Source organism: Phreatobacter sp. (assembly GCF_052440005.1).
Lineage (GTDB): Bacteria > Pseudomonadota > Alphaproteobacteria > Rhizobiales > Phreatobacteraceae > Phreatobacter.
The window spans coordinates 37,445-47,790 of the sequence record NZ_JBQVQL010000027.1; the positions used below are offsets into that span (position 1 = coordinate 37,445).

At 69.5% G+C, this 10,346-nt stretch carries 12 protein-coding genes; 5 read left to right on the forward strand and 7 right to left on the reverse strand.

Going from position 1 to position 10,346, the window contains the following annotated elements:
* Positions 1-36: 36 nt before the first annotated feature.
* Positions 37-1,383, reverse strand: a complete 1,347-nt coding sequence (locus ACT6XY_RS09015; protein WP_444747997.1) for an ABC transporter substrate-binding protein — start codon at positions 1,381-1,383, stop codon at positions 37-39.
* A 221-nt stretch (positions 1,384-1,604) separates the two neighbouring features.
* Entirely contained in the window at positions 1,605-2,372 is a 768-nt protein-coding gene (locus ACT6XY_RS09020; RefSeq protein WP_444747998.1) for a FadR/GntR family transcriptional regulator, read from the reverse strand.
* A gap of 107 nt (positions 2,373-2,479) precedes the next feature.
* On the opposite strand from ACT6XY_RS09020, the gene ACT6XY_RS09025 reads away from it, so the two are divergent.
* Positions 2,480-3,304 (forward strand): transglutaminase-like domain-containing protein, encoded by an 825-nt coding sequence (locus ACT6XY_RS09025; RefSeq protein ID WP_444747999.1) that lies wholly within the window; start codon positions 2,480-2,482, stop codon positions 3,302-3,304.
* Here ACT6XY_RS09025 and ACT6XY_RS09030 read toward each other — a convergent pair.
* On the reverse strand, positions 3,274-3,708 hold the full coding sequence (locus tag ACT6XY_RS09030; RefSeq protein ID WP_444748000.1) for a MerR family transcriptional regulator: 435 nt from the start codon (positions 3,706-3,708) through the stop codon (positions 3,274-3,276). The genes ACT6XY_RS09025 and ACT6XY_RS09030 overlap by 31 nt on opposite strands.
* 90 nt (positions 3,709-3,798) lie before the next feature.
* On the opposite strand from ACT6XY_RS09030, the gene ACT6XY_RS09035 reads away from it, so the two are divergent.
* Positions 3,799-4,518: a cation transporter gene (locus ACT6XY_RS09035; RefSeq protein WP_444748001.1), complete on the forward strand. Its 720-nt coding sequence runs from the start codon at positions 3,799-3,801 to the stop codon at positions 4,516-4,518.
* Positions 4,519-4,588: 70 nt separating this feature from the next.
* A complete protein-coding gene (locus ACT6XY_RS09040) occupies positions 4,589-5,035 on the forward strand; it encodes a hypothetical protein (protein ID WP_444748002.1) in 447 nt (148 codons plus the stop codon).
* Here ACT6XY_RS09040 and map read toward each other — a convergent pair whose 3' ends face one another.
* Positions 5,036-5,866 carry a type I methionyl aminopeptidase gene (gene map / locus ACT6XY_RS09045; protein WP_444748009.1) on the reverse strand — a complete coding sequence of 277 codons (831 nt, stop codon included), beginning with the start codon at positions 5,864-5,866 and terminating at the stop codon, positions 5,036-5,038.
* 118 nt (positions 5,867-5,984) lie between these two features.
* The gene (locus ACT6XY_RS09050; RefSeq protein WP_444748003.1) at positions 5,985-6,884 is read right to left on the reverse strand and encodes an NAD(P)-dependent oxidoreductase; all 900 of its coding nucleotides are present in this window, start codon (positions 6,882-6,884) and stop codon (positions 5,985-5,987) included.
* Between the two features lie 130 nt (positions 6,885-7,014).
* Between ACT6XY_RS09050 and ACT6XY_RS09055 the strand changes: the two genes are divergently transcribed.
* The gene (locus tag ACT6XY_RS09055) at positions 7,015-8,058 is read left to right on the forward strand and encodes a LacI family DNA-binding transcriptional regulator (RefSeq protein ID WP_444748004.1); all 1,044 of its coding nucleotides are present in this window, start codon (positions 7,015-7,017) and stop codon (positions 8,056-8,058) included.
* A gap of 57 nt (positions 8,059-8,115) precedes the next feature.
* Here ACT6XY_RS09055 and ACT6XY_RS09060 read toward each other — a convergent pair whose 3' ends face one another.
* A complete protein-coding gene (locus ACT6XY_RS09060) occupies positions 8,116-8,742 on the reverse strand; it encodes an FMN-dependent NADH-azoreductase (RefSeq protein WP_444748005.1) in 627 nt (208 codons plus the stop codon).
* Between the two features lie 142 nt (positions 8,743-8,884).
* Between ACT6XY_RS09060 and ACT6XY_RS09065 the strand changes: the two genes are divergently transcribed.
* Positions 8,885-9,790 (forward strand): LysR family transcriptional regulator, encoded by a 906-nt coding sequence (locus ACT6XY_RS09065; RefSeq protein ID WP_444748006.1) that lies wholly within the window; start codon positions 8,885-8,887, stop codon positions 9,788-9,790.
* Between the two features lie 8 nt (positions 9,791-9,798).
* Here the strand turns inward: ACT6XY_RS09065 and ACT6XY_RS09070 are convergent.
* Positions 9,799-10,346 (reverse strand): glycosyltransferase (locus tag ACT6XY_RS09070; RefSeq protein WP_444748007.1); only part of this gene is annotated, 548 nt, incomplete at its 5' end.

The following is a 10,346-nucleotide window of genomic DNA, read 5'->3' on the forward strand; positions in this document are numbered from 1 at the left end:
CCGCGGCCAGGTTCTGGCCGCGGCGCCGGGCAGGCCTCAGTTGGCGGGCGTGTCGCACTTGGCGCCGGGGAACCCAGCCTTGATCCAGTCGAGCGAACGCATGTTGGCCGGCGGATTGACGCATTCGGCGGCGAAGCGCTGGATGTCCTCGATCACCACCTGGCGGCGGGCGGCATCCCACCGGGTGCGGCCGATCGCCATGGTCTGGATCGCCTGATGGCCGTTGCCGAGCTTCATCTGGATGAGGCCGCCGGGGCTCTCCCACTCGAGGCCGCGCATGGCGTCGGCGATCTGCTCGGGCGTCGGCTTCTTGCCGCCGTTCGCCGCCATGGCCTTCTCCACCGCGGCCTTCAGGCCGAGCAGGGCCTGGGTGACGCGATAGGCGGCCTGCACCGGATAGACGCCGCCGCGGGCCTGGCTGTAGCCGTCGAAGAACCAGCGGTTGAGCGGGGTGTCCGGCGACATCAGGCCATAGGCGCCACGGGCGCCGATGATCGTGCCGTTCGGCATGCGCTCGCCGAGCGGCTGGAGCACGTGGTCGGCGGCACTGAGGACGAGCTGCGAGCGCTGGAACACGCCGCGCGGCGCGCCCTGCAGGATGAGAGCCTGGAGGTCGCCGCCCCACAGGGACGAGTAGATGACGTTGGAATTGGCGCGCGCCAGCGCCGAGATCTCGGTGCCGTACTGACCGGCGCCGAACTTCGGCAGCAGGTCGGCGTTCATCGTCGCCTGCGGATAGAGCTGCTGCATGGCGGCGATGAAGTCGCCGCGCGAGTCCTGGCCCCAGGCGTAGTCCTGGTTGATCAGGCTGAAGTTGCCGACATTGATGTTGCGGGCGCGCATGTAGCGGGCAAGCGCCACGTTGTCCTGGGTGGCGTGGGCCGCGGTGCGGAAGACGTAGCGGTAGCTCGCATCCTCGAAGATGCGCGGCGTCCCGCAGTCGAAGAGGATGAGGAACTTCTTCAGCTCCTCCGCCACCGGGGCGACGGCGAGGCAGTCGCCCGAACCGATATAGCCGACGACGGCGTCGACGTTCTCGCGCTGGTAGAGGTTGCGCAGCTCCTGGACCTGCTTGGTAGCGCCGCCGTTCTCGTCGACGATGACCGGCTCGATGCGCATGCCGCCGAAGCCGACCTGGTTGTAGGGGGCGGGCGCGGCGCCCTTGTTGAGCTGCTCGATGAGGAACTCGGCGCCGTGGCGCGCCGGGACGCCGAAGCTCTCGGCGGCAGGGCCCGACAGGAAGGTGACGATGCCGACGCGGAAGGTCTCCTGCGCCCGGCTCTCGGAGGCGGCGACGAGGCCGATGGTCAGGGCCGCCGCGGCGGCCAGCATGCGCCCGGCGAGACGGCGCAGCCCGAAGGAAGGCATGGGGTGTGGCGACATGGATCTGCTCCCTGGTCCGCCGGCGGCGGTGACGGTTTCCTCGAATGGGCGCGGCCTTGGGGCCGTCTTGGGGGCCTGCGCCGTCATGACGGCAGCGTGGCGGCCGACTTTGTCGGACAATCGAACAGTGGCCGCCAAAGGGTGGCGCGGTCAAGCCTCGGACCGCGCGCGCGAGCCTCTCGGCGCATCCGTCGAAGGAGAGAGCGGCGGCCTGCCGCGGCTCACCGATAGGCGCCGGGCAGGCCCAGATGGGTCGCGAAAGTCCGCTCGATCGGATCGTCCAGCGACTTCCCGGCGATCTCGAAGCCGCGCCGCCAGTCGGCGATGTGGCGGCGCATCCAGTCCCGCGCCGTCGCCACGTCGTGGGAACGGCAGGCCTCGATGAGATGGCGGTGGGCCACGAGATTGCGCGGCCCGGCCGAGGCGACCTGATCCATGATCATCTTCAGCGTCGGGGTGAAGAGCAGCCCCACCGGCTCACGCGCCAGTTCCAGCACCCGGTTCTTCGACACCCGCGCCAGCAGCGCGTGAAAGTCGCTGTCGGCCTCGCAGAACGCCTGGTGGTCGGTAATCCCGGCCATGCGGGCGAGATTGTCCTCCAGCGCCGCGACGTCCTCGGCCGTGGCGCGCGCCGCGGCCGCCTCGGCGGTGGCGGCCTCCAGCGTCATCGCCGCCTCCCAGACCTCGCGGAAGGTGACCTGGTGAAGCACCAGGGCACGGCTCACGCGCGTCGCCAGCCGGTTGTAGCGCGGCAGGCTGACATAGAGCCGCCGGCTCTGGTCGCGGCGGATCAGGCCGCCCTGCTCGAGCAGGCGAATACCCTCGCGCACGGTCGAGCGGTTGACGCCGAACTGGCGGACGAGGTCGGCCTCGGTGCCGATCCGGTCGCCCGGCTGGAGCTTGCCGCCGAGGATGTCGTTCTCGATCGCCTCGGCCACCCGCTGGTAGGTCGGCGTCGGCGCCAGTCGCTCGAAACGGTTGGGTTCCATGCCTGTCGGTTTATCCGACAAAGTCGAATTTGTCAGCGTGGCTGCGGGCGCGACGGGAACTGGACACCGCTTCGGTCGTTGTGCGGGTGCGAAGAGGGCGATCTCCCATGAACATCATCGTAGCGACCCGGCTGGTCTATGCCTGCCGGCCCGGCACCCATGTCACGGCGGTCGTCCAGGCGGCGCGCTCGCCCGACCAGCGCATTCTCGCCGAACGCCTGACGCTCGGCCCGGACACGCGCCTTGCCGAGGAGGCCGACTTAGAGGGCACCCGCTGGCTGCGCGGCGAGGTGCCCGAGCGCTTCGAACTCGCCTACGAGGCCGAGATCGACAACGGCGCGCGGCTGCTGCTGCCGGCCTCCGCACGCCAGTGGCACCGCACCGAGCTGCCGCTGGCCGTGTTGCCCTTCCTCCTGCCGAGCCGGTTCTGCCCCTCCGACCTCTTCGTGCGCTTCGCCTGCCGGGAGTTCGGCGGCATCGAGGACGGCGTCGGCCGCGTCATGGCGATCGCGGACTGGATCGCCGCCCACGTCGACTACGTCGCCGGGGTCAGCACGGCGGAGAGCGACGCCGCCCATACCTTCACCCTGCGCGCCGGCGTCTGCCGCGACTTCGCCCATCTCGGCATCACCCTCTGCCGGGCCCTCGGCATCCCCGCCCGTGCGGTGAGCTGCTACGCCGCCGACCTCGCTCCCCCCGATTTCCACGCGGTGATGGAGGTCTTCCTCGACGGCTCGTGGTGGATCGTCGACCTGACGCGGCTCGCCCCCGTCGAGGGCATGGTGCGCATCTGCCATGGCCGCGACGCCGCCGACATCGCCTTCCTGACTACCGACCAGGCCTGCGAACTCGTCGAGCAGGAAATCTCGGCCCGCTTCGCGGAGGAGGGCGCCTCCGCTGGTCAGTGGCCGTCCGCCGCGCAGAGCGCGTGATCGGCCAGCACCTCGATCACCCGGCATTGGCCGATGCAGCCGTGCGGGCCCGCCTCCAGCATCCGCGCCACCTCCGTCCGTAGCGCCTCCAGCCGCGAGATCCGCGCCTCGATCGCCCTGAGGTGGCGGCGGGCGATGGCGTCGGCATCGGCGCAGGGACTGTCCGGATGGCCGGCGAGGTCCAGCAGCTCGCCGATCTCCGCGATCCCGAAGCCGAGCGCCCGCGCATGGCGGATGAAGGCGAGCCGGTCGACGTCCGCCGCCCCGTAGCTGCGCCGGTTCGAGGCGGTGCGCGGCGCCGACGGCATCAGGCCGATCTGCTCATAGTAGCGGATGGTCGGCACCTTCACCCCCGTGCGCCGGGAGAGCGTGCCGATGGGCAGCCCCTCGCTCTTCGTGGCCATGGCGAAACCCTCTTGATCCTCTAGTGGCTAGAGAAGTTATGCCCTCCTTCACGCCATGCAACCGGTCGCCGCACCGGGAAGGAGAATGCCATGCAGTCCACCGCCACCCACGAGCGACATCCCGCCGGCTTCGACGGCACCGATCCGCGCTATCGGCGCATCCTGTGGATCGTCATCGCCATCAACGCGACGATGTTCATCGTCGAGATGCTTGCGGGGCGCCTCGCGGGGTCTCAGGCGCTGCAGGCCGACGCCCTCGACTTCCTCGGCGACACCCTGACCTACGGGCTCTCGCTGGCGGTCATCGGCAGAAGCCTGAAGGTGCGGTCCGCAGCCGCCATGGCCAAGGGCGTGAGCCTCCTCCTCATGGGCCTGTGGGTCTTCGGCTCGACCGCCTGGCAGGTGCTGGTGCTCGGCGTGCCCAAGGCGGAGTTCATGGGCGCCGTAGGTTTCCTCGCGCTCGCCGCGAACCTCGCGAGCGTCCTCCTGCTCGCGCCCCACAAGGACGGGGACGCCAATGTCCGCTCCGTCTGGCTCTGCTCGCGCAACGACGCCATCGGCAACGTCATCGTCATGGTCGCGGCGCTGCTCGTCTGGTGGCTGGCGAGCCCCTGGCCGGACCTCGCGGTCGCCTTCGTCATGGCCGGCCTGTTCCTGCAGTCCGCCACGCTCATCCTCGCCCAGTCATGGCGCGAATGGCGCAGCGGCGAGGATCTCGGCGCGCTGCTGGGGCATGGCCACGACCACGACCACGACCATGATGACCATGGCCACGCGGGCCACCACCATCCCGCCGACCGCGTCCGTTAGCTGTCGTTCATCCCCCGGCCATCGTCGCGACATGTTGGTGGCGATGATGGGAGGTGAACCGGAGGCTGCCATGCACGCCCGTCTTGCCCTCGCCGTCCTCGCTCTCGCCGCAACCCCGGCGCTCGCCCAGTCGCCGGCCGGGTTTCCTGCGGGGACCGGCACCGAGAACGGCCGCTTCGTCCTGCGCGAAACGCCGGACGGCCTGTTGCGGATGGACAGCCGCACCGGCGCGATCTCGCTGTGCACCCGCACCGGCGGCTCGCTGGCCTGCCGGCTGGTGCCCGACGACCGGGCAGCGCTCGAGCAGGAGGTCGAGCGGCTGAAGGCGGAGAACGAGGCGCTGCGGCGCGGCGGCGCCCAGGCGTCCCGCCCGGCGCAGCCGGGAGGCGAGGGGATGACCCTGCCGAGCGATGCCGAGGTCGACCGCGCGCTCAGCCTCGCCGAGCGCATCTGGCGACGTCTGCGCGGCATGATCCGCGAGAGCGAGGACAATCCCTTGCCCGAGCGGCGCCTCTGATCAGGCGGCGCGGCCGACCGGCGGCTTGTCGAGGCCCTTCGGCGACAGCGTGAAAACCTCGACGCCGTCGCGCGTCACGCCCACCGTGTGCTCGAACTGCGCCGAGAGCGAGCGGTCCCGCGTCACCGCGGTCCAGCCGTCCGAGAGCACCTTCACGTGCGGGCGGCCGAGATTCACCATCGGCTCGATGGTAAAGATCATGCCGGGCTTCAGGAGGCTTCCCTCGCCCGGCTTGCCGAGGTGGACGATGTTGGGCTCGTCGTGGAACAGCTTGCCGACGCCGTGGCCGCAGAAGTCGCGGACGACGCTCATGTGCTGCGGCTCGACATAGCTCTGGATGGCGTGGCCGATGTCGCCGACCGTATTGCCGGGCTTCACCGCCGCGATGCCGCGCAGCAGCGATTCGTAGGTCACGTCGATCAGCCGCTCGGCGCGGCGCGGAATGTCGCCGACCGCATACATGCGCGAGGCGTCCCCGTGCCAGCCGTCGAGGATGAAGGTGACGTCGATGTTGACGATGTCGCCGTCGCGGAACGGCTTGTCGTTGGGCATGCCGTGGCAGACCACGTGGTTCAGCGACGTGCAGCACGAATATTCGTAGCCGCGATAGGCCAGGGTCGCCGGATAGGCGCCGTGGTCCATGCCGAAGGCGAAGACGAGCTGGTCGATCCGGTCGGTCGGAACGCCCTCCTTCACCTCGTCGACGAGCATGTCGAGGCATTCGGCGACGAGGCGGCCGGCCTTGCGCATGCCGGCGAAGGCTTCCTCGCCATAGAGCTTGATCTGGCCGTTCTTGCGCATCTGCGCCGAGCCAGCCTCGACATAGGACACCACGGGCGAAATCCCTGTGAACAACGCGGTTCGAAATATGCGCGGAACATAAGCATAACGCCCATCGAAGCAAGGCGGGAGGGGGCGCCGCGCGTCTCCCGTGCGGGCCCCCCGCGCCTCAGTCCGTCAGGTTCAGTCCGTTCCAGCGGGCGACCTCGTCGGAAAGCATGGGCACGTACTTGCCGCCGTTGCCCTGCGCCTCGGCCATGGCGAAATAGTTCTTCACCGCATTGCCCATCGGGTTGGCGATCCCCGAGGCCTGCGCCATGGAGGCGCAGTAGCGCATGTCCTTGTGGGCATTGGCGAGCGTGAATTTGTGAGCGTTCTCATCGCGTTCGATGACGTACTTGAAGAAGGTCTGGTAGAAGCCGCAATCCATGCGCCCGCCCGACAGCACCGCGTTCATCGCCTTCGGGGCGACGCCGTTGGCCTTGGCCACCGCGAGCGCCTCCGCATAGAGCGCGGCATAACCCATCGACACGAAGTTGTTGACGATCTTCATCGTGTGGCCGGCCCCCGTCGGCCCGACATGGACGATGCGGCCGGCGAAACAGGCGATGACGTCGTGGACGCGGGCGAGGTCGGCCTCTGCGCCGCCGGTCATGACATCCAGCTTGCCCTCCCAGGCCTCCTTCGGCGTGCGCGACAGCGGCGCGTCGAGGAAGGTGACGCCGAGGGGCGCGAGTTCTTCCGCCAGCCGGCGGGTGAGGGTCGGCTCGGACGTCGAGCAGTCGACGATGGTGAGGCCCCTGTGCGCGCCGGCCCTCAGGCCCTCGGGCCCGTTCACCACCGCCTCCACCTGCGGCGAGCCGGTGACGCAGATGAAGACCACGTCGCTCGCCTCCGCCACCGCTTTCGCGCTCTTCGCTTCGCTCGCGCCGCGCTTGAGGAGATCCTCCACCGGCTCGCGGTTGCGGTTCGCCATCACGGTGAGGGGATATCCCTTCTCGACGATGTTCTTGGCCATGCCGTGGCCCATCAGTCCGACGCCGATGAAGCCGATCTTCTGCTTGGTCATTGTGTCCTCCCGTGACCTTTGTTTGACCGGGAGCCTAGCGCCGCTGTGCCGAAGGGACGAGAGGTAAAACGATTGAATTTTGCCTTCAAACTTTTAAATTGAGTTTTAGAATGGGGCGGGGACGCAGGCGATGAACGACATGATCGGGGAGGGCGCGCGGCCCGGACGCGTCACCCTTCTGCAAATTGCCGAACAACTCGGCGTTTCCACAGCCACCGTCTCGCTCGCGCTTCGGTCGAGCCCGCTCGTCGCCGAGGCGACGCGGGAGAAGGTCCAGACGCTCGCCCGCGAGCTCGGCTATGTCTACAACCGCTCGGCCGCAAGCCTGCGCACCGCCCGCACCAACATGATCGCGGTCGGCGTCAACGACGTGGTGAACCCCTATTTCGGCGAGATCCTCGCCGCCATCGAGGAGACGCTGGCCGGCTCGGGCCATACGGTGCTGCTTGGCACCTATTCCGACGATCCGGTCAAGCAGGACCGGGTGCTGGCGACGCTGAAGGAGTATCGCCCCGACGGCATGATCCTCTGCCCCGCCAATGGCTCGACGGGGGAGGCCTTGAGCACCATCGCCGCCGTCGGCATCCCCGTCGTGCAGATCACCCGCGAGATCGAGGGCATCGGCCTCGACGTGGTCGCATCCGACGACGTGGCGGCGACGCGCCTCGCCCTCGACCACCTTCACGGCCTCGGCCACCGGCGCATCGCCGTGGTCGGTGGCAACGACACCATGTCCACCGGCCGCAACCGCCGGCTCGCCTATCGCACCTGGCTCGCCGAGCGGGGCCTGCCCTTCGACCCCGCCCTCCTGGTGACCGGTCTCGGCACCCGCGACACCGGCTTTGCCGGCGTCCAGCAACTGCTGGACCTCGCCGCGCCGCCGACCGCGGCCGTCTGCATGAACGACCTCATCGCCTTCGGCGTGATGATGGGCCTGCGCCAGCGCGGTCGCGAGGCCGGGCGCGACTTCTCGGTGGTCGGCGCCGACGACGTGCGCGAGGCCGCCATGTGGGCGCCGGGCCTGACCACCGTCTCCACCCATCCGAGCGAACAGGGCCGGCGGGCCTGCGAGCGGGTGCTGGTGCGCACCGTGAACCCGGCGTTGCCGGCCGCCCGCATCATCCTGCCCCCGACCCTGGTCGTGCGCGGAAGCACGGGGCCTCTCGCCCCCTGAAACGCATCATGCCCGGCGCGGGGCCGGGCATGGGGAGCCGATGGAGCGTTGGGGCCGTCAGAAGGCCTTCGCCAGCGCCTCGGCCTTCGCCTTCGCCTCGGTCAGGGAGGCCTCGGCCGAATCCGGCATGCCGGTGTTGATCACTTGCAGCGAGTGGATGGTCTCGAAGCCGAAGAACTTCAGCATCCACTCCACATAGGGCTTCTGGAAGTCGATGGCCTCGGCGCCCGTGCCCGGCCCGTAGGCGCCCATCGAGGCGGTGACCACCAGGGCGGGCTTGCCCTTCACCAGGCCGAAATAGCCCTGGTCCGGCGACCAGCCGAAGGTCTGGCCGGGCTGGGCGATGACGTCGATGTAGTGCTTCAGGACGTAGGGAACGGAGAAGTTCCACATTGGCGTCGCGATGACGATCTTGTCGGCGGCCTTGAAGTGGTCGGCGGCGGCGACCACCTTCGCCCAAGCCTGGGCCTGCTCCGCGGTGAAGTCCTTGCCGCCCATGACAGCGTACTTGGCGTCCAGCGTGGCGCCGTCGAAGGCGGGCAGGTCGGCGGCCCAGAGGTCCAGGGTCTCGACCGTGTCGCCGGGATGGGCGGCTTTGTAGGCGTCGAGGAAGGCCTGGGCGGCCTGGGTCGAATAGGAGCGGCCCTTGCGCGGGCTCGCTTCGATGAACAGCACTTTGGCCATGGGGGTGGTCCTTGGGTGGGAAACGAAAACCGGGGAGCAGCCTTGCTCGAACCCCCATATGCGCCGTCACACGCTGCAAATAAATTGACGATAGTGCCATGAGATGCTTGCGTGCCTGCAAGCGGACGGAGCCTTGACAGCCATGACGCAGCCGCTCGTGTCCTGGGACGACTACCGCACGGTTCTCGCCGTATCCTCGGCGCGCTCGCTGGCGGGCGCCGCCGAACTCCTCGCCGTCAACCAGTCCACCGTCTTCCGCCGGCTCGGTGCCATGGAGGAGAGGCTCGGCGCGCGGCTCTTCGAGCGCAGCCGCACCGGCTACTCGCTCACCGCCGCCGGCGAGGGCATGGTCAGGCTCGCCGAGCGCATGTCCGAGGACATCGTCGAATTCGAGCGGCGCCTCACCGGCCAGGACCTCCGGCCCCAGGGCGAGGTGCGGGTGACGACCAACGACACCCTCGTCGTCCACCTGCTGACGCCGATCTTCGCCTCGTTCCGCAAGGCCTACCCGGAGATCACCCTCGACGTGGTCGTCGGCAACCAGTCGCTCAACCTGTCGAAGCGCGACGCCGACGTCGCCATCCGTGCCACCGCCGACCCGCCCGAGACGCTGGTCGGCCGCCGCCTCTCGGCCATTCCCTGGGCGATCTACGCGGCCGAGAGCATGAAGATCATCGACCTCGACCCGGTCGACTACCGCTCCCACGCCTGGATCGGCCTCGGCGACAACCTGTCGTCGCTGAAGCCCAGCCGCTGGCTGGTCCAGCATGTCGGCGAGGACCGGATCGGCTGGCGCATCAACACGGTGCTCGGCCTCGCCGAAGCCGTCGCCGAGGGCGCAGGCATCGGGCTGCTGCCCTGCTTCATCGCCCGTACCTTCCCCAACCTCGTGCCGCTCTCGGGGCCGATCGCAGAGATTCCCGGCTCGCTGTGGATCCTCACCCATCCCGACCTGCGCTCCACCGCGCGCGTCAGGGTCTTCATGGACCACGTCGGCAGCGAGATCGCCAAGCGGCGCACCCAGATCGAGGGCGTCGAGCGGGGCTGAGCGACCGCTCAGGCTCCCAGCACGTCGGTGAGGATCGAGCCGACGATGGCGCGCGTCGCATCCGCCCGCCCGAGGGACGCCGCACGCCCGGCCATGGCCGAGAGTTCGCCACGGCCATTGGTGACGAGATGCGCCACGCGCCCCGCGAGGGCGGCGACGTCAGGCTCGAACAGGCCGGCTCCGGCATCCACCACGTGGTCGACATTGGCCGCCTCCTGGCCGGGAATGAAGCCGTAGAGGATCATCGGCAGGCCGCGGATGCTGGCTTCCGCGATGGTGCCCGGCCCCGCCTTGGTGACGAGCAGGTCGCAGGCCCCCATGAGATCGCTCATCCGGTCGACATAGCCGAGAGCCGTCACCGGCACCGGCCAGGCCTCCGCCGCGAGCCGCTGCTTCAGCCGCACGTTGCTGGCGCAGACCACGACGATCTGCGCTGCCGGCGCGCCCGGGCTCGCCGCCGCGAGCGCCGCCGCCGTTCGCGAGACGATCGCCTCCATCGGGCCGATGCCGCCGCCTCCGCCCATGACGAGGATCGCCGGCAGCTCCTCGTCCAGCC

Excerpts from the sequence above, each read along its gene's own strand:
- ACT6XY_RS09020 (WP_444747998.1), bottom strand. The coding sequence starts at position 2,372 with ATGGAACCCAACCGTTTCGAGCGACTGGCGCCGACGCCGACCTACCAG.
- ACT6XY_RS09025 (WP_444747999.1), top strand. The coding sequence starts at position 2,480 with ATGAACATCATCGTAGCGACCCGGCTGGTCTATGCCTGCCGGCCCGGC.
- ACT6XY_RS09035 (WP_444748001.1), top strand. The coding sequence starts at position 3,799 with ATGCAGTCCACCGCCACCCACGAGCGACATCCCGCCGGCTTCGACGGC.
- ACT6XY_RS09015 (WP_444747997.1), bottom strand. The coding sequence starts at position 1,383 with ATGTCGCCACACCCCATGCCTTCCTTCGGGCTGCGCCGTCTCGCCGGG.
- ACT6XY_RS09055 (WP_444748004.1), top strand. The coding sequence starts at position 7,015 with ATGAACGACATGATCGGGGAGGGCGCGCGGCCCGGACGCGTCACCCTT.
- ACT6XY_RS09065 (WP_444748006.1), top strand. The coding sequence starts at position 8,885 with ATGACGCAGCCGCTCGTGTCCTGGGACGACTACCGCACGGTTCTCGCC.
- ACT6XY_RS09030 (WP_444748000.1), bottom strand. The coding sequence starts at position 3,708 with ATGGCCACGAAGAGCGAGGGGCTGCCCATCGGCACGCTCTCCCGGCGC.
- ACT6XY_RS09060 (WP_444748005.1), bottom strand. The coding sequence starts at position 8,742 with ATGGCCAAAGTGCTGTTCATCGAAGCGAGCCCGCGCAAGGGCCGCTCC.
- ACT6XY_RS09040 (WP_444748002.1), top strand. The coding sequence starts at position 4,589 with ATGCACGCCCGTCTTGCCCTCGCCGTCCTCGCTCTCGCCGCAACCCCG.
- ACT6XY_RS09050 (WP_444748003.1), bottom strand. The coding sequence starts at position 6,884 with ATGACCAAGCAGAAGATCGGCTTCATCGGCGTCGGACTGATGGGCCAC.